Source organism: Cellulomonas chitinilytica, assembly GCF_016862675.1.
Taxonomy (GTDB): Bacteria; Actinomycetota; Actinomycetes; order Actinomycetales; family Cellulomonadaceae; genus Cellulomonas; species Cellulomonas chitinilytica.
Genome location: NZ_BONK01000001.1, coordinates 405,659 through 424,462 on the forward strand (window position 1 = coordinate 405,659; position 18,804 = coordinate 424,462).

13 protein-coding genes are annotated in these 18,804 nt (G+C 73.5%); 1 reads left to right on the forward strand and 12 read right to left on the reverse strand.

The features are described from left to right. Positions 1 to 76: 76 nt before the first annotated feature. The 3 genes from Cch01nite_RS01935 to Cch01nite_RS01945 form a co-directional block, all read right to left on the reverse strand. On the reverse strand, positions 77 to 550 hold the full coding sequence (locus Cch01nite_RS01935) for an FtsB family cell division protein (protein ID WP_239069727.1): 474 nt from the start codon (positions 548 to 550) through the stop codon (positions 77 to 79). A gap of 420 nt (positions 551 to 970) precedes the next feature. Then, the gene (locus Cch01nite_RS01940) at positions 971 to 2,140 is read right to left on the reverse strand and encodes a YeiH family protein (RefSeq protein ID WP_203747796.1); all 1,170 of its coding nucleotides are present in this window, start codon (positions 2,138 to 2,140) and stop codon (positions 971 to 973) included. Further along, the gene (locus tag Cch01nite_RS01945) at positions 2,140 to 2,301 is read right to left on the reverse strand and encodes a hypothetical protein (RefSeq protein ID WP_203747799.1); all 162 of its coding nucleotides are present in this window, start codon (positions 2,299 to 2,301) and stop codon (positions 2,140 to 2,142) included. The genes Cch01nite_RS01940 and Cch01nite_RS01945 overlap by 1 nt, the downstream gene beginning before the upstream one ends. A 209-nt stretch (positions 2,302 to 2,510) precedes the next feature. Between Cch01nite_RS01945 and Cch01nite_RS01950 the strand changes: the two genes are divergently transcribed. After that, positions 2,511 to 4,319 carry a GAF domain-containing SpoIIE family protein phosphatase gene (locus tag Cch01nite_RS01950; RefSeq protein ID WP_203747801.1) on the forward strand — a complete coding sequence of 603 codons (1,809 nt, stop codon included), beginning with the start codon at positions 2,511 to 2,513 and terminating at the stop codon, positions 4,317 to 4,319. Positions 4,320 to 4,435: 116 nt separating this feature from the next. Here Cch01nite_RS01950 and eno read toward each other — a convergent pair whose 3' ends face one another. The 9 genes from eno to Cch01nite_RS01995 form a co-directional block, all read right to left on the reverse strand. Continuing rightward, positions 4,436 to 5,719, reverse strand: coding sequence for a phosphopyruvate hydratase (gene eno / locus Cch01nite_RS01955; protein WP_203747804.1), 1,284 nt, complete (start codon positions 5,717 to 5,719; stop codon positions 4,436 to 4,438). 160 nt (positions 5,720 to 5,879) lie between these two features. Further along, the gene (locus Cch01nite_RS01960) at positions 5,880 to 7,877 is read right to left on the reverse strand and encodes an endo-1,4-beta-xylanase (protein ID WP_203747807.1); all 1,998 of its coding nucleotides are present in this window, start codon (positions 7,875 to 7,877) and stop codon (positions 5,880 to 5,882) included. A 176-nt stretch (positions 7,878 to 8,053) separates the two neighbouring features. Next, entirely contained in the window at positions 8,054 to 9,442 is a 1,389-nt protein-coding gene (gene pntB, locus Cch01nite_RS01965) for a Re/Si-specific NAD(P)(+) transhydrogenase subunit beta (protein ID WP_203747810.1), read from the reverse strand. Then, positions 9,442 to 11,004, reverse strand: a complete 1,563-nt coding sequence (locus tag Cch01nite_RS01970) for a Re/Si-specific NAD(P)(+) transhydrogenase subunit alpha (protein ID WP_203747813.1) — start codon at positions 11,002 to 11,004, stop codon at positions 9,442 to 9,444. The genes pntB and Cch01nite_RS01970 overlap by 1 nt, the downstream gene beginning before the upstream one ends. A gap of 144 nt (positions 11,005 to 11,148) precedes the next feature. After that, on the reverse strand, positions 11,149 to 11,814 hold the full coding sequence (locus Cch01nite_RS01975; protein WP_203747815.1) for a nucleoside triphosphate pyrophosphohydrolase: 666 nt from the start codon (positions 11,812 to 11,814) through the stop codon (positions 11,149 to 11,151). 10 nt (positions 11,815 to 11,824) lie between these two features. After that, entirely contained in the window at positions 11,825 to 12,487 is a 663-nt protein-coding gene (locus Cch01nite_RS01980; RefSeq protein WP_203747817.1) for a hypothetical protein, read from the reverse strand. A 47-nt stretch (positions 12,488 to 12,534) separates the two neighbouring features. After that, positions 12,535 to 16,230 (reverse strand): transcription-repair coupling factor, encoded by a 3,696-nt coding sequence (mfd, locus tag Cch01nite_RS01985; protein WP_203747819.1) that lies wholly within the window; start codon positions 16,228 to 16,230, stop codon positions 12,535 to 12,537. 84 nt (positions 16,231 to 16,314) lie between these two features. Then, the gene (locus tag Cch01nite_RS01990) at positions 16,315 to 17,580 is read right to left on the reverse strand and encodes an acyltransferase family protein (RefSeq protein ID WP_203747821.1); all 1,266 of its coding nucleotides are present in this window, start codon (positions 17,578 to 17,580) and stop codon (positions 16,315 to 16,317) included. After that, the gene (locus Cch01nite_RS01995) at positions 17,577 to 18,677 is read right to left on the reverse strand and encodes an acyltransferase family protein (protein WP_203747824.1); all 1,101 of its coding nucleotides are present in this window, start codon (positions 18,675 to 18,677) and stop codon (positions 17,577 to 17,579) included. Before Cch01nite_RS01995 ends, Cch01nite_RS01990 begins: the two co-directional genes overlap by 4 nt. Positions 18,678 to 18,804: the final 127 nt, after the last annotated feature.

The following is an 18,804-nucleotide window of genomic DNA, read 5'->3' on the forward strand; positions in this document are numbered from 1 at the left end:
GGGTCGGCGTGAGGTTCGGCGTGAAGTTCGGCGACCATTGTCCCCCGCCCGCGGCGGTCGGCCGGCAGGTCGTCGGTCAGCCGCCGGACGGGCCCGGGTCGGGTGTCTCGGGCGACGTCGCCGGAGGGGTCGTGGCGGCGTCGGGGGCGGTGCCGGCGGGCGTCTTGCCCGCGATCTGCACCGAGTCCCACACGGTCGCGTACCAGGGCCGTGTCACGTCCTCGCCCTGCACGGTGGCCGCCGGGCCGGAGGTCGTGGCGGGGGTGTCCGGGACGGTCTCCGGGTCCTTCACGCGGAACGCCATCTCACCGGGCATCACGAACGACAGCCGCTCACGAGCCTGCGCGATGACGTAGGCGCTGTCGTCCCAGCGCAACAGGTCCGCGCGCAGGTCGTCGTTGCGTGCCTGGGCCGCCGCCACCTCGCGGCGCAGGTCCTCGAGGTCCTGCCGTTGCTGCAGGTACGAGTGCAGCGTCGGCGAGACGAGGATGAACGCGAGCAGCACGACGAGCGAGAACACGAGCACGCGGACGCTGAACAGTCGCGGCATCCGCACCTGGACCCGCTCGGCGCGCGGCGTGCCACGAGCGGGCGTCGCCGCCCGCGACGAGGGCCGCGACGCACCGGACCGGGCCGCCGGGCCGCGGGCCGCCGTCGGACCGGCACCCACGCGCGGCGTCGCGCCGGAGCGCGGCGACGACGGGCGGGCGACGGAGGGCCGGCCCGCCCCCGCACGCGGGGTACCCGACGACGGGGTCGGCGGGGTGGTGGTCCTCGGCGGTGCCGGTCGCCGCCCGGACGCACCCGGTTGCACCGGACGACGGGGGGCGGACATGCGTCGATTCTGCCTCGGACCGCGCCCACCTGCGCGGACGTGGGCCGGGCGCGCCGGGTGGAACGCGATCCTGAGAGCGCGTGTGCGCATCGCGCGGGGCCGCACCCGGCCCCGGTCCGACCGCGGGACCCGTCGTCAGGCCTCGAACCCGCGGAACAGCACGGTGGACAGGCCGAGCCCGACGACCAGGTTGAACACCGCCGCCGCACCGAACACGACGACGGGCCGCCACCCCGCGGTGCGCAGCGACCGGACCCGCAGCTCCAGCCCGATGCTGACGAACGCCAGGATGAAGAACAGCGTCCGCAGGTCGTTCGCGACGGCGATGACCGGCTTCGCCGCGTCCGGACCGACGTTCGAGGTGTAGACCGTCGCGATCACCGACGCGGCGAGGAATCCGAGCACGAACTTCGGGAACCGCCGCCAGATCTCGCCGCCGCCGGGCGCCTCGGCGTCGGGCCGGCGTTCGACGCGGAACGCGAACCACGCGGTGAGCGCGACCGCGACGACGCCGATGAGCACGTTCTGCGTCGACTTCACGATCGCGGCGATGGCGAGCGCGTCCTCGCCCGCGATCGTCCCCGCCGCCGCGACGGCGGCCGTGGTGTCGATGTTGCCGCCGATCCACGCACCGGCGACGGCCGGCGTGAGGTCGAGCACGTCCGCGAGCCACGGCAGCAGGAAGATCGACGGCAGCGCGAACACGATGACGAGCGTCGCCGCGTAGGCGAGCTGCTCGCGCTTCGCCTGCACAGCACCGGCTGCCGAGATCGCCGCGGACACCCCGCAGATCGACACCGCGGTGGCGAGCAGGGCTCGCAGCTTGTCGTCGAGCCCGAACCGACCGCCCCACCACCAGGTGAACAGGAACACGCTCGAGACGAGTGCCAGCGCCTGCACGATCGCCGGGACCGCCGCGGTGACGATCAGCGAGAGGTTGACCGACGCACCGAGCAGCACGACGCCCGTCTTGATGAAGAGCTCGGTGCGGAAGCCCGCCGCGAGCCTGTCCTTGAGGTGCGTCGCGACGAGCACCGCGTTGCCGAGCAGGCCGAGCGCGATGGCGTAGACGGGGAACTCGACCGACTCGGCGACGTCGCCGAACGCGGTGCCCTCCGTCCAGGTCGGCACGTTCGTCGTGAGGAAGCGGGTGAGCGCGGCGAGCGCGACCACCAGCAGGAGACCCGCGACCGCCCACCCGAGGCCCGCGTCGGCCGTCGGCGTGCCGGGGAGCGGCTCGTCGTGGGTCCCCTCGCGGTCGGTCGTGACGGCTGCGGACGCGCCCGCGTCGGCGTCCGCGGCCATCAGGGCACCACCGGTCCGGTGATGACGCCCGTCAGGACCAGCACGAGCAGGACCAGCCCGACGACGGTCGCGAGCCAGTCCTCGGACAGGTGGAGCCGCTGTGCCCGACGCACCGGGGTCCCGGCGGGCTCGGCCGCCGGGGATGACTTCTGCACGCTCATGCCGCGATCCCTTCGTCGTCCGCTGGGGCGAGGCCGGCATGCTGCACGTCCGGGCGCGCGCACGACAGGGTTCGCACCGGAACGCTCACATGGTGGAACCGGTCGCGGCGACGCGAGCAGACCGGCGCCGGACGCGTGGGCCGGAAGTTCGCCCGCGGTCGGTGCGCGCCGACCTGGACATCGGGAGGAACCGGACACAGACTCACCGTGTGAGCCGCGCAGCCAGCACGCACGCCGCTGCGGCCGGCCCGCCGCCGGGGGACGACGCCCTCCCGCCCGTCACGCCACCGGAGCCGGACCCGGCATTCGAACGCTTCGCCCGCCTCGTGCGCGCCCACCTCGGCGTGCCGGTCGCACTGGTCGCGTTCCCCGCCGGGGACCAGGAGACGTACCTCGGAGCCGCCGGGCTCGTCGAGCCGTGGGCGTCGCTGCGCAGCACCCCGCTGTCGTGGACGTTCTGCCAGTACGTGCTGGCCGACGCCGAGCCCCTCGTCGTCACCGACGCCCGCACCGTCGAGGGGCTGCGCGACGTCCCGGCGATCCGCAAGCTCGACGCCATCGCGTACGCGGGATTCCCGATCTTCGACATCGACGGTCAGGTCGTCGCCTCCCTGTGCGCCGTGGACCACCGACCGCGCGCCTGGACGGACGACGACCTGCGCTACCTGGAGGACACCGCGTCGGCGGCCAGCACCGAGGTGCAGCTCCGCCAGCACGCCCAGCGGGCCGGGGAGCTCCGCGTCCGCGCGATGCGCGCGCACCGGCACAGCCAGCTCCTCCTCGAGCTCGCCGAGGCGTTCGCCCAGGTCAGCAGCGTGCCGGACACGATCGCGACGATCCGCCGGTTCTCCGCGGGCGCGCTCGGGGCGGCGACGACGGGGGTCAGCCTCGTCCAGGGTGACGGAGCCCGGCTCGTGCCGTGGCAGGACCGTCCCGGGCCGTCCCTCCCGGTGGACGACGCCGGCCCGGAGGCCTCCGCTCGGCCCGCCGCGACCGTGGCACCGGCCGTCGACGCGGCCGCCCGGCACGCCGCGGCGACCCGCCGCACCGGCCTCTACCCCTCCCGCGACGCCCTCGGCGCCGCCCACGGCGGGCCGGCCGTCGCCGGACCGCAGGCCGCCGGGGCGTCGGCGTTCGTCCCGCTGGTCGTCGAGGACCGCGTCCTCGGTGTCCTCGTCCTGACGTGGGACGACGCCCAGCAGCTCGACGACGAGCTGAGCGACACCCTGCGGGCGCTCGGCGGCTACGCGGCGCTCGCCCTGTCGCGGTCCACGGTGCTCGAGGACCGCCGGGTCGCCGCGCACGTGCTGCAGCGCTCGATGCTGCCCGAGCTCCCCACCCTCGGGGACGTCGCGCTCGACGCGCACTACGCCACCGCCGCTCGGGCCGACGAGGTCGGCGGGGACTGGTACGACGCGATCCGCCTGCCCGACGGCTCGCTCGCCCTGACCATCGGCGACGTCACCGGGCACGACATCTTCGCCGCCGCCCGGATGGGTCAGCTCCGCTCGGTGCTGCGCGGCCTCGCCTGGGCGAAGGACCGGTCCCCCGCGAGCGTCCTGACCCAGCTCGACCGGGCGATCGACGGCATCGGGCTGTCGGCCACCGCGACCGCCGTGCTCGCCTGGCTCGACCCGGCCGGGTCCGGCCCGGGCGGTGTCGGGCGCCGGCTGCGCTGGTCCAGCGCGGGCCACCTGCCACCGGCCGTGGTGCGCGCCGACGGCCGCGCCGAGCTGCTGGCCGGCCGCAGCGACCTCATGCTCGGCATCGTGCCCGACGCCGCGCGCTGCGATCGCGAGACCCAGCTGCTCCCCGGCGACACGCTCGTGCTCTACACCGACGGGCTGATCGAGCGGCGCGGCGAGTCGCTCGACGTCGGGCTCGCGCGGCTCACGGCATCGCTCGGCAGGGTGCACGCGTCAGACGGTGTCTCGGCCGCCGGGATCATCGCGGCGCTCGGACCTGGGACGAGGACCGACGACGTCGCGGTCCTCACCGCGCGGCTGCGGGCGGGCTGACGCACGCACGACGCCTGACGCACGACGCACGAGAGCGTGCGACCCGGGCGGGTCGCACGCTCTCGTGGTGGTGCGGGGTCCGGCCGCTCGGCGTCAGCCGACCGGCCGGGACGGCCTCACGCCTGGCGGAACCGCGGGAAGGCGGAGCGGCCGGCGTAGCGGGCGGCGTCGTCCAGCTCCTCCTCGATGCGGAGCAGCTGGTTGTACTTGTTGATGCGCTCGCCGCGGGCGGGCGCACCGGTCTTGATCTGGCCGGCGTTCGTCGCGACGGACAGGTCGGCGATGGTGGTGTCCTCGGTCTCGCCGGAGCGGTGCGAGGTCATCGTCGTGAAGCCGTTGCGCTGGGCCAGCGTCACCGCGTCGAGCGTCTCGGTGAGCGTGCCGATCTGGTTGAGCTTGACCAGCAGCGAGTTGGCGGCCTTGGTCTCGATGCCCCGGGCCAGACGCGTCGGGTTGGTGACGAACAGGTCGTCGCCGACGATCTGCACGCGGTCGCCGACCTCGGACACGAGCTGCGACCACGAGTCCCACTCGTCCTCGGACAGCGGGTCCTCGATGGAGACCAGCGGGTAGTCGCGGATGAGCTGCTCGTAGTACGAGATCATGAACTCGGGCGACTGCGCCTTGCCCTCGAACTGGTACGCGCCGTCCTTGAAGAACTCGGTCGACGCGACGTCGAGCGCGAGCCCGAGGTCGGTGCCGGGCGTGAAGCCGGCCTGCTCGATCGCGACGAGGATGAGGTCGAGCGCGGCGCGGTTCGACTCGAGGTTCGGCGCGAAGCCGCCCTCGTCGCCGAGACCCGTCGCGAGGCCCTTGCTCTTCAGCACGGACTTGAGCGAGTGGTACACCTCGGCGCCGGTGCGCAGCGCCTCGCGGAAGGTCGTGGCGCCGAGAGGGGCGACCATGAACTCCTGGATGTCGACGTTGGAGTCGGCGTGCGACCCACCGTTGAGGATGTTCATCATCGGGACCGGCAGCACGTGCGCGTTCGGGCCGCCGATGTAGCGGAACAGCGGAAGGTCGGCCGAGTCGGCCGCGGCCTTCGCGACGGCGAGCGAGACACCGAGGATCGCGTTGGCGCCGAGCTTGCCCTTGTTGGGGGTGCCGTCGAGGTCGATGAGGGCGGCGTCCACGAGACGCTGCTCCGAGGCCTCGAAGCCGATGAGCTCGGGGGCGATCTCGTCGATGACCGCGTTCACGGCCTCCTCGACGCCCTTGCCCAGGTAGCGGGACTTGTCGCCGTCGCGACGCTCCACCGCCTCGAACGCGCCCGTGGAGGCACCCGAGGGAACCGCTGCACGCGCGATGGTGCCGTCGTCGAGTGCCACCTCGACCTCGACAGTGGGATTGCCGCGAGAGTCAAGGATCTCGCGGGCGCCGACGGCCTCGATGCTGGCCATGCGTGCTCCTTCGACAGCAGGGTGGGTTTACGACCTCACCCTAGTGGGGGCCCGGGCGGGCCGTCGTGGGACGTCGGACCTTGGACAGCACGGCGCCGCGCGGCTATGGGTGGCCGCACCGTCGGGTGCCGTCCCACAGCCGCGCGACGCGGTCCGTGCGTCAGCGCACGACGCAGCTCGTGCCGTTGAGGCTCGCCGACGTGGGGTCCGCCGCCGGGGTGCCGGTCGACGTGCCGATGAACCCGAACGTCGTCGACCCGCCGGCCGCCGCGAGCCGGGCGTTCCAGGACAGGTTCGTGGCCGTCACCTGCGTGCCCTGCTGCGTCGCGGTCGCGCTCCAGACCTGGGAGAGCTGTTCGCCGGCGCCGAACGTCCAGCGCACGGTCCAGCCGTCGACCGCCGCGGTGCCGGTGTTGACGACGGTCACCTGCCCGACGAACCCACCCGGCCACGCGCTGCTGACCTGGTAGTCGACGACGCACGCGCCGCCGGACGTCGGCGTGGGGGTCGGTGTCGGGGTCGGCGTCGGGGTCGGCGTGGTCGACGTCGGGGTCGGCGTCGCCTCGATGCGTGACGGGTCGACGACGCCCCAGAAGGCCGGCTTGGCGGCGAGCGTGCCGTCGAAGAGCAGCGGCGCGGCACCGGAGCGCAGCCAGGTGCGGCTGTCGTCGAGACCCCACAGGGTCACGGACTCGAGCGACGACGCGTGCTTCTTGAGCACCGCGAAGACGTCGCGGTAGTAGTACCCCTGCTCGACGAGCCGGGTCGTGGGCGGCGTGGTCCACGACTCCCCCGACGACTTGTACGTCGAGACGTCGAGCTCGGTGACGGCCTGGCGCACCGGCAGCGCGTCGAAGGCGCTGAGGGTGGCGTCGATGTCGCTCACCGACCGGCCGATCTCGACGTGCAGCTGGTGCCCGACGCCGTCGACCGGGACGCCCTGCGCGAGCAGCGACTTCACCAGCGCGAGGTAAGGCGCCCGCTTGTTCGCGTACTCGGTGTTGTAGTCGTTGATGAACAGCTTGACGTTCGGACCGAACGCGGTGCGGGCGTAGCGGAACGCGTCGGCGATGTACGACGGGCCGAGCACGCGGTACCACTCGCTGCGGCGCAGGCCGTCGGACTGGTTCTCGTCGACGACCTCGTTGACCACGTCGAACGCGACGATCGGGTTGCCGGCGGCGCCGTACTCGCCGTACGTCGTGCGGAAGTGGTCGGCGAGGGTCTGGATGTGGGTCTGCAGCCGCGAGCGCAGCAGCGCCTGGTCGTCGGTGCTCGTCGTGAGGCTGGAGCCGTCGGCGTGCTGGAAGAACCACGCGGGCGTCTGCTGGTGCCACAGCAGCGTGTGGCCGTAGACGCGCAGGTGGTGCGCGACGGCGTAGTCGACGATCTGGTCGGCGCCGGTGAACGTGAACGTGGCCTCGGACGGGTGGGTCGCGTCGGGCTTCATGGCGTTGCCGGGCGTGATCTGGGCGAAGTGCCGCAGCAGCACGTCGGAGCGTGCGCCGAGGGTCTCGGGGGCCTCGACGGCGGCACCCACCGGGAAGCTGCTCGCCCAGGCGGTCTTGATCGCCGGCAGGGTGAGGTCGGGCGTCAGGGCGGTGCTCGTGACGAGGACGTCGTCGACCAGCAGGTCGGTGAGCGAGCCGGTGGTCTCGACGTACAGGGACGCCGTGGTGAACGTGCCGGGCGTGTACGACGCGGTGAGCTGCGTCCAGGCGCCGGAGGTCACGGTGGTGCTGGTGGCGATGGTGTCGTACGACGACGTCCCGGCGGTGTCGCGCTGCGCGGAGAGCCGGACGCCGGCGCTGCCGGACGACCCGGAGGGCAGCCGCACCCACACGGACACCGTGTAGGACGTGCCGGGCGTGAACAGCGACGTGACGTCGCGCGTCGCACCGTTCCAGGACGCCGTCCGGCCGGTCACCTCGAGGCTCTGCGCACCGCGGGGGCTGTCCGTGGACTGCAGGGCGACGGCGGCGGCGCCGCGACCCGTCCAACTGTCGAGGCCGTTCTCGAAGTCCGCCGACAGGACCGTGGTCGTCGCGGCCGCGGCACGCTGGGCGTGCAGCGTGGCGAGGGCTCCGGCCAGGACGAGGACGACGGCGGCGAGCATCGCCGTCGTCGCGCGCAGCGGCGTGCGGGCACCGTGAGGCATGGGGGTCGCTCCTTCGCGACGGGGGTGGTGCGGGGCGCGCGCGACGCTACGGATGGCGCTCTCCACGGTCCACGCGTGAAGCGTTTCGAGTTTCGATACCCCGGCGAGGCGCCCCCAAGGCCCCGCCGGTGCCCCGCCGTCCCGGGCGCGACTCGTCCCGGGCGACGGTGGACCGCTCAGACGGCGTGGACGATCTTCTCCGTCTGCTCCTTGGCGTCGCCGAACAGCATCGACGTGTTGTCCCGGAAGAACAGCGGGTTCTGCACGCCCGCGTACCCCGTCGCCATCGACCGCTTGAACACGATGACCTGCTTCGCGTGCCACACCTCGAGCACCGGCATGCCCGCGATGGGCGACCCCGGGTCGTCGAGCGCGGCGGGGTTCACGGTGTCGTTCGCGCCGATCACGAGCACGACGTCGGTGTCGCCGAAGTCGTCGTTGATCTCGTCCATCTCCAGCACGATGTCGTACGGCACCTTCGCCTCGGCGAGCAGCACGTTCATGTGCCCGGGCAGCCGCCCCGCGACGGGGTGCACACCGAACCGCACCTCGACGCCGCGCGCCCGCAGCTTCGCGACGAGCTCCGCGACCGGGTACTGGGCCTTCGCCACGGCCATGCCGTAGCCGGGGGTCACGATGACCCTGCGGGCGTCGCGCAGCATGTCCGCGACGTCCACGGCACTGACCTCACGGTGCTCGCCGTAGTCGTGGTCGCTCGCGACGACGGTCCCCTCGGACGTGCCGAAGCCCCCGAGGATCACGCTGACGAACGACCGGTTCATCGCCCGGCACATGATGTAGCTGAGGATCGCACCGGACGAGCCGACCAGGGCGCCCGTGACGATGAGCAGGTCGTTGCTCAGCATGAAGCCCGCGGCGGCCGCGGCCCACCCGGAGTACGAGTTCAGCATCGACACGACCACGGGCATGTCGCCGCCGCCGATGGACGCGACGAGGTGCCAGCCGAGCGCCAGCGCGACGACCGTCATGAGGATCAGCGGCACCACGGAGTGCGCGGCGATGAACCACCACATCAGCCCCGCCGACGCGACGAGCGCGCCGAGGTTCATCCAGTTCCGGCCGGGCAGCGTGAGCGGCGCCGACGGGATGCGCGCCGACAGCTTGAGGAACGCGACGACCGACCCCGTGAACGTCACCGCGCCGATGAGCACGCCGAGGAACACCTCGACGAGGTGCACGGCGTCGGGCGCCGACTCCGTGAGGAACGAGTTGTACCCGACGAGCACGGCGGCCAGGCCGACGAAGCTGTGCAGGATCGCGATGAGCTCCGGCATCTGCGTCATCTCGACGCGGCGGGCCTGCCACGTCCCGACGACCGCGCCGACGAGCAGCACGACACCGATGAGCGCCGCCGTGGCCGACGCGGGCCGCTCGCTCGCGTCGAGCGACAGCGCGATCGTGGCGGCGAGGGCGAGGACCATGCCGACCATGCCGAGGGCGTTCCCCCGGCGGGCGCTCTCCTGGCGTGACAGTCCCGCCAGGCTGAGCACGAACAGCAGCGCAGCCAGGACGTAGACCGCCTGCGCGAGGGACGTCAGGGTCATCAGGCGTCCTTCCGGAACATGCGGATCATGCGGTTCGCGACGAGGAAGCCGCCGAAGATGTTGATGCTCGCCACGGCGGCGGCGATGCAGGCCAGGACGGTCACGAGCGGGTCGGACGACCCGATCTGCAGGAGCGCGCCGACCAGGATGATCCCGGAGATGGCGTTCGTCTGGGCCATCAGGGGCGTGTGCAGCGAGTGGCTGACGTTCGAGATCACGTAGAACCCGACGACGACGGCCAGCACGAACACCGTGAAGTGGCCGAGGAACGCCGGCGGGGCGAACGAGATCGCGAGCGTCACGAGCACGGCCGCGAGCCCGAAGCCGACCGTCCTGCGCTGCCGTCGCCGGGCCGCCGCCTCGTGCGCGACCTGCTCGGCGCGCGCGAGCTCCTCGGCGGTGGGGGCGTTGTCCGACGGCCCCGGCATCGCCGCGGAGACCGCGACGGGCGGCGGCGGCCACATGAGCTCACCGGCGCTCGTCACCGTCATGCCCCGCTGCACCGGGTCGTCGAGGTCGAGCACCAGCGCGCCGTCCTTGCCGGGCGTGAGGAGCTGCATCAGGTGCACGACGTTGGTGCCGAACAGCTGCGACGTGTGCTGGGGCAGCCGGCCCGCGAGGTCCGTCCACCCGACGATGACGACGCCGTTGTCCGTGACGACCCGCTCGCCCGGCACCGTCAGCTCGCAGTTGCCGCCGCCGGACGCCGCGAGGTCGACGATCACGCTGCCGGGCCGCATGCCCGCGACCATCTCGGCCGTGATCGTCCTCGGCGCCTGGCCGCGGACCAGCGCCGTCGTGATGACGACGTCCGCGTCGGCCGTCTCCCGCGCGTACACCTCCGCGGTGAGCCGCTCCTGCTCGTCCGTCAGCGCCGAGGCGTACCCGTCCGCGCTCACCTGCTGCTGGGCCTGGTCGGCCCGCACGAACGCCGCGCCCATCGACTCGATCTGCTCGCCGACCTCGGGCCGCACGTCGAACGCCCGCACCTGCGCGCCGAGGCTGTCCGCGGCGCCGATCGCCGCGAGGCCCGCGACGCCCGCGCCGATGACGAACACCTTCGCGGGCGGCGTCTTGCCCGCCGCGGTGACCTGACCGGCGAACATCCCGCCGTACTGCTCGGCCGCCTCGATGACCGCCCGGTACCCGGCGACGTTCGAGAGCGTCGAGAGCACGTCGAGGCTCTGCGCCCGGGAGATGCGCGGCACCGCGTCGAGCGACAACGCCGTGACCCGCCGCGCCGCGAGCTTCTCGAGGAGGTCAGCGCGCGTCGCCGGCTGCAGCATCGCCACCAGCACCGCACCGGGCCGCATCGCGTCGACCTGCGTCCCCCACGGCGCACCCACGGCGGTGACGACGTCGCTCCCCCACACCTGCGTCGCGTCGCCGACCACGGCACCCGCAGCCTCGTACGCCGCGTCGGAGAACGTCGCCTCCGCACCCGCACCCGCCTCGACCACCACGTCGTAGCCGAGCGCGCGCAGCTGGCCGACCGTCTTGGGCGTCGCCGCCACCAGTCGCTCACCGGCGCGGATCTCCCGGGGGACCCCGATCGTCGTCACACGTACCTCCGTTGGCTGGGCGGTCTCGTCGAGCTGTGCGCAGTGCTGGTCCAGTGCTGCGGTGCAGTGCGCCGAGGCTAGCGACCGCGGAGCGGGCCTACCGTGACACAAGTCCCAGACCGGACGCCGCCGCGTCCGCCCTGGTCATACGTGGGGCCGTTCGGCCGCCCGGACGTCGTCCTCCCAGGCACGCGCCGCCCGTCGCAGCTCGCCCTCGGCGTCGAGCCCGCCGGCCTGCGCCTCGGCGACGAGCGCGAACAGCCGCTCGCCCAGCCCGTCGCCCACCGGGGCCCCGACGGCGACCCCGGCCCGTGCCGCCCGGGAGAGCACCTTCTGCGTGCGCGCCAGGGCACCGAGGCTCAGCGGCACGCCGTCGAGCGCCGACTCGCGCTGCTTCTCGGTGCGCTTGATCCGGTCCCACGCGACATGCAGGTCCTCGAGGTCGGCCGTGGCCGCCCGGCCGGGGGCCTCGTCGCCGAACACGTGCGGGTGCCGGCGGACGAGCTTCGCGACGAGGTCGTCCGCGACGTCGTCGACGTCGAACGGCTCGTCCGCGTCCTCCTGCGCGATGCGGGCATGGAAGACGACCTGCAGGAGCAGGTCGCCGAGCTCCTCGCGCAGGCCCGCCCGGTCGTCCGTCTCGATCGCCTCCGCGAGCTCGTGCGCCTCCTCCAGGGCGTACGGAACGAGCGAGCGGTGCGTCTGCCGCGCGTCCCACGGGCACCCGCCCGGTGAGCGCAGGCGGTCCATGACGTCGACGAGCCGTCGCAACGGGTCCTGCGCGCCGTCCGTACCCGCCCGCTCGCTCATCCGCGTGCGCTCAGGACGGGGACGGCGTGGGCGTCGGGCCGGTCGAGCCGTCGTCGGAGCCGCCGGTCGCCTTCGGCTCGACGATCCACGGCCTGCGCGACGGCGCGGAGATCTGGTTGCCGTCCGCCAGCTCCCCGAAGCGCGGGTTCACGGTGACGTCGAGCGCGCGCAGGTCCTCGTCGATCTGCGTCGCGACGTCCTTCGCGTTCGGCAGCGCCTGCAGGTTGTTGTACGCGATCGAGTACTTCGCGACCGTGAGGGACGGCTCGCTGAACGTGGGCCGGGTCTTCGTGCCGCTCTGGTCGACGATCGAGTCGAGCAGCGCCCGCGCGTCCTCGTCCGAGACTCCGACGCCCTCGTCGTCCGCGATCCCGACGACCGTCGGCGCCTGGACGAGCACGGTGAGCACGTTGAGCGACGTCACGGCCTGGAGATACGGGTTGAGCTCGCTCTTCGCGGTGCGGACGTCCGCCGTCGGGATGACCGTCCCGTCGACCACGGCGGCCGCACCCGGCTCACCGTCCGAGCACCCGGCGAGCGAGCCCGCGAGCGTCGCAGCGACCACACCCCCGACGAGCACCCCGACCACCCGGGGGCGCCGACCGGCCGCACCCGCACGCCACTGCACCGCCACCTGGGACCTCCTGCGTCGTCGCTCGTCGATCGCGGTCATCGTAGAGCCCTGCGCTGGGTCCGCGGGCCGTCCCGCCCGGGACGACGTCAGCGGGACGTCCCGACCGTCGCCGCCGCGGCCACGTCCCCCCGGACGACCGCGTCGACGAACTGCCGCGCCCACACGAGCACGTCGCGCCCGTGCAGCGGCTTGCCGCCGATGCGCGCGGTCGTCGGGAACGGGACCAGGACCGTGCGGGTCGCGGGCTTGAGCACCGAGCCGGGGTACAGCCGCTTGAGCCGCAGCTGGGCCGACTCGGGCAGCTCGACGGGCGCGAACCGCACGAACTTGCCCTGCGCGGTGACGTCGGCCAGCCCCGCGTTGCGCACCGCGATGCGGAACTCCGCGACCTCGAACAGGTTGTCCACCGCGGGCGGCACCGCGCCGTACCGGTCGACGAGCTCCGCGCGCGCCTCGCCCAGCGCGGCGGCGTCCGCGGCGGCGGCGATCTTGCGGTACGCCTCCAGACGCAGCCGCTCGTGCGCGATGTAGTCGTGCGGCAGGTGCGCGTCGACGGGGAGCTCGATCGTGACGTCGGGCAGCTCCTCCTCGACGTCGCCGCGGAAGTTCGCGACCGCCTCGCCGACCATCCGGATGTAGAGGTCGAAGCCGACGCCCTCGATGTGCCCGGACTGCTCGCCGCCGAGCAGGTTGCCCGCGCCGCGGATCTCGAGGTCCTTCATCGCGACGGCCATGCCCGCGCCGAGGTCGGTGTTCGCCGCGATCGTCTGGAGCCGGTCGTGCGCCGTCTCCGTGAGCGGCTTCTCCGGCGGGTACAGGAAGTAGGCGTACGCGCGCTCGCGGCCACGGCCCACCCGGCCGCGGAGCTGGTGGAGCTGGCTGAGCCCGAGCAGGTCGGCCCGCTCGAGGATGAGCGTGTTCGCGTTCGAGATGTCGAGGCCGGTCTCGACGATCGTCGTGCAGACCAGCACGTCGAACCTCTTCTCCCAGAAGTCGACGATCACGCGCTCGAGCTGGTGCTCGTTCATCTTCCCGTGGGCGACCGCGACGCGGGCCTCCGGCACGAGCTCGGTGATCCGGGACGCGGCCCGCTCGATCGACTCGACCTTGTTGTGCACGTAGAACACCTGGCCCTCGCGCAGCAGCTCGCGGCGCACGGCGGCGGAGATCTGCTTCTCGTCGTACGCGCCGACGAACGTGAGGACGGGGTGGCGCTCCTCGGGCGGGGTCGCGAGCGTCGACATCTCGCGGATGCCCGTGACCGCCATCTCGAGCGTGCGCGGGATCGGCGTCGCGCTCATCGCGAGCACGTCCACGTTGGTGCGCAGGGCCTTGAGCGTCTCCTTGTGCTCGACGCCGAACCGCTGCTCCTCGTCGATCACCACGAGGCCGAGGTCCTTGAACCGGACCTCGCCCGTGATGAGCCGGTGCGTGCCGATGACGATGTCGACGGACCCGTCGCCCAGTCCCTCGACGACCTCCTTCGACTCCTTCGGCGTCTGGAACCGGGACAGGGCCTTCACCGTCACCGGGAACGCGCTGTACCGCTCGGAGAACGTGTCGAGGTGCTGCTGCACGAGCAGCGTGGTCGGCACGAGGACCGCGACCTGCTTGCCGTCCTGCACGGCCTTGAACGCGGCCCGCACCGCGATCTCCGTCTTGCCGTAGCCGACGTCGCCGCAGACCAGCCGGTCCATCGGGATCGGCTTCTCCATGTCGGCCTTGACCTCGTCGATCGTCGCCGCCTGGTCCGGCGTCTCGACGTAGGCGAACGCGTCCTCGAGCTCGCGCTGCCACGGGGTGTCCGGTCCGAACGCGTGCCCCGCCGTCGCCATCCGGGCGCTGTACAGCCGGATGAGCTCGGCGGCGATCTCCTTGACGGCCTTCTTCGCGCGACCCTTGGTCTTGGCCCAGTCGCCGCCGCCCATCTTGTTGAGCGTGGGGGCCTCGCCGCCGACGTACTTGGTCACCTGGTCGAGCTGGTCGCTCGGCACGAACAGCCGGTCCCCCGGCTGGCCGCGCTTGCTGCTCGCGTACTCGATGACCAGGTACTCGCGGGTCGCCGCCGTGGAGCCGGAGCCGATCGTCCGCTGCACGAGCTCCACGAACCGGCCCACGCCGTGCTGCTCGTGCACCACGAAGTCACCGGGCCGCAGCTGCAGCGGGTCGACGACGTTGCGCCGGCGGCTCGGCATCCGCCGCATGTCCCGCGTGCTGCTGCCCGCCCGGCCCGTGAGATCGGCCTCGGAGAACACGGCGAGATGCAGCGGCTCGGCGACGAACCCGGCGCCGACGGGGGCGGGCACGACGAGCACGACGCCGCCCTCGGGCTCGTCCTCGACGCCGCCGACCAGCCGGGCGGGCACGTCGGCCGCCTTGAGCTGCTCGACCATGCGCTGCGCGGGACCGTGCCCCTCGGTCGCCAGGACCAGCCGCCAGCCCGCCTGCTGGAGCGTGCGGACGTCGGCGACGGCCCGGGCGACCTCGCCGCGGTACCGCTCGACGTCGCGTGCGGCGATCACGAGCGTGTGCGCGTCGGCGAGCAGGTCGTCGGCCGCGTCGGCCGCGACGTCCGCAGCGCTCGGCGTGCGTTCGGCCTGCGTGGTCCGCGACGTGCTGTGCTCACCCGGGTCCGTGCCGGGCGCACCGGCAGCCACGGCCGCGTCGGCGTCCAGCGTGAACCCGGACAGGGTCCACCAGCCGAGCCCGCGGACCGCGGACAGCGCCCGGACCTCGGCGAACGACGCGAACGACGCCGCGGACAGGTCGAGCGGCGTCGCCGCGCCGGCCGCCGCCGACGTCCAGGCCGCCTCGAGGAACTCCTGGGTCGTCGCGACGAGGTCGTGCGCCCGGCGCCGCACCCGCTCCGGGTCGGCCAGCACCAGCAGCGCGTCGTCGGGCACGAGGTCGAGGACGGGCACCATGCGGTCGACGAGCACCGGTGCGAGCGACTCCATGCCCTCGACCGCGATCCCGGCGGCCAGCTTGTCGAGCATGTCGACCGCACCGGGCAGCTGCGGCACGAGCTCGGTGGCCCGCGCCCGCACGTCGTCCGTCAGCAGGATCTCCCGGCACGGCGGCGCCCAGACGCCGTGGCTCGCGACCTCGAGGCTGCGCTGGTCCGCGATCGAGAACCAGCGGATCTCCTCGACGTCCTCGCCCCACAGCTCGACGCGCAGCGGGTGGTCCTCGGTCGGCGGGAACACGTCGACGATGCCGCCGCGCACCGCGAACTCGCCCCGCTTCTCGACCATGTCGACCCGCTGGTACGCGGCCGCGACGAGCCGCTCGGTGAGCTCGGTGAGGTCGACCCGGTCCCCCACGTCCACCGACACCGGCTCGAGCTCCCCCAGCCCGTCCACGACCGGCTGCAGCAGCGCCCGGACGGGCATGACCAGCACGCGGACCGGTCCCGCCGGCCCCCGCTCGGCGGTCGGGTGCGCGAGCCGGCGGAACACCGCCAGCCGCCGCGCGACCGTGTCGGACCGCGGCGACAGCCGCTCGTGCGGCAGCGTCTCCCAGGACGGCAGCACCGCGACGTCGTCGTCGGGCAGGTAGCAGCGCAGCGCGGCCGCGAGCTCGTCGGCGTCCCGGCCCGTCGCGGTGACGACCACGAGCGGACGCCCCTTCGCGGCCGACGCCCCGGCGAGCGCCGCCAGCAGCGGCGGACGCACCCCGGCGGGACTCACGACGTCGAGCTCTCCGCGTGCCGCGACGAGCTCGACCGCCTGTGCCGCCGCGGGGTCGGCGAGCAGCGTCGGGATGAGGCCGGACAGGTCCATGGGGGGTCCTTCGCAGGGTCGGCCGCCGCGCGCGGGCGCAGCACGAACGCCCCGAGTCAGCGAGGACCCGGGGTGGCTGCCAGTTTACGAGGTGCCGCCGACACCGCGGCGAGCGGACGTCTCACGAGGCGGCACGGGCACCGGACCGGCAGACGCTGGACCGGCTGCCGCCGGGCCGCCTGCCACCGGGCCGCCTTCCACCGGGCCGCCTGCCGCGGGACGGTCGAGCCGGGCGACCCACGCGCGCGGCATCTCGAACAGCGGCACCCGCAGGCGCACCCACCGGACCACCGCCTCGGTCCCCAGGCACAGGCCGATCACCGCGGACGCCAGCACCAGCGGGTACAGCAGCGCGCCGGCAGGCGACCGGAGCACGTCGCGGAGCGCGTCGTGCGCGAACCCGGCCGCGGCGAGCAGCACGAGCGCGATCCACAGCGGGTGCAGGACGTAGATCGGCAGCGTCCGGCGACCCAGCGCGACACCGAGCCGTCGCACGGGCGACCACCGCACGCCGACCGCGACGACGGCGACGGCCAGCGCCAGGAACGCCGCACCGCGCACGAGGAACAGGACCGCCTCCGCGACCTCGTTCCCCCCGGTGAACCGCCCGCACAGCGTGACCCCGGCCGCGAGCACGGCCGTCGCCGCGACGACGAGCACCGACGACCGGTCGGCGAGCCGCCGCAGCAGGTCCGCGCCGTACACGCCGAGCGCGAAGTACACCGCCAGCTCCGGGACCTTGCTCCACACCTGGTCGGACGTCGTCGTCACGTGCATCACGACCGACAGCACGGACAGCGCCGTCAGCACGGCCCAGGGCGGCACCCGGTGCAGCGCACCCAGCACCGCGATGTACACGGCGAGCGCGTACACGTACCAGAGGGTCGTCTCGGGGACGACGAGCTGGCGCACCACGTCCCCGAACCCGTCGACCCGGTGCGGCAGCGTCGGCTCGACGACCACGGCGTAGAACAGCGCGTACACAACGAGCCAGACGACGTACAGGTAGTAGTTGCGCACCGACCGCAGCAGCAGACCACCCTCGCCGAAGCCCGCCCGCACCCGACGCGCCATCACGAGGCCCGACACCGCGAGGAGCACCGGCATCCGCACGCTGCCCATCAGCCCGTAGACGCGGTCCCAGAACGACGCGCCGACGCCCGCGACGGGCACGCCCGGGTCCATGACGTGCCACAGCACCACGTGCGCGACGACGACGGCCGCGACGCTGTACCCGCGCGCCGCGTCGACCCACTCCAGCCGGGCGGCGTGCCGGCGCGGCGCCGTCGCCGGCGTGCGGTCCTCGGCGGGTGCGTGCGTCGGTGCCGGCGGGTGCGACGGAGCCGTCACGGTCGCGGCTCGGCCGACGACGCGACGGGGACCGCGTCGCGCGCCCGCACGGCCGCGCCCCCTCGCCCGCGGACGTCGAACCAGTCCGGCGGCGCGTAGAGCCACGCGGCACCGACCCGCTGCGCGCCGCGGTGCAGCGCGAGGGCCAGAGCGATCGCCCCGGCGGCGAGGGCCGGCGGGCCGAGCACCGCCACCAGCGGGAACGTGAGCACGCCGGTGCTGCTGAGCAGGACGGCGCACGTGATGATGATCGGCGTGTGGGCGAGGTAGATCGGCAGCGTCTGCGAGCCGAGCGAGCGCAGCACCGGGACGCCGGCGAGGGCTCGGCTCAGCGCGATGCCGCCCAGCACGCCCAGCAGGCAGTTGACGAAGTACAGCCCGAGCACCTCGCGCCAGCCGAGCGCCCACAGCCCGACGGCGACCACGAGCCAGACGGCGAACGCCGCCACGAGCACCGGCCGGCCCGCCGACGACCCGAGCCGCAGGACGAGCTCACGGCCGTACATGCCGACGAGGAAGAACCCGTAGTACTTCACGGCGCCGTTCCAGCCGGGGCTCGCCGTGTCCCAGCCGCTCAGCGCGACCGCGGCGCCGGCCATCGCGACCGCGATCTGGATGCCCGGCGGGATCCGCGACGTGAGCTTGGCGACGACGAAGAACAGCGCGAGGGCCCAGATGAACCACAGCTCCAGGCGCGGCATCAACGGTGACAGCACGTACGGCTGGATGACGCTGCTCATCAGCGAGCCGGCGCCACGCATCTGCAGGCCCGCGAAGTAGGTGACCGACCCGATGGCACCCCACACGAGGAACACCCACAGGTAGAGGCAGACCTTGTGCCGCCACAACGGCCTCCACGCGCCGCGGACCCACTTGCCCGCGAACAGCCCCGCCAGCGTGAAGAACAGCGGCATGCGCAGGGACGACATCACGAGGTTCGCCTGGACCCAGCCCTCGACGTGCGCACCCGCACCGAGCAGCCAGTTGGTCGCGTGGAACAGCGCGACGAGCGTGATGGCGATGCCGCGGCCGGTGTCGACCCACGTCACCCGGACCTTGGCGCCGCGCGGCGACGTGTCGGGTGCCGGGTTGGTCATGCGCCGAGTCTAGGCGGGCAGAACATCCCGAACAGGGGCTAAGCGGGCGAAAAAGGTGCGCCCCGGACCGTCCGCGGGCCGCCTGGTGCGACGATTGCCGCCGACGAGCAGACCGACGACGGACAGA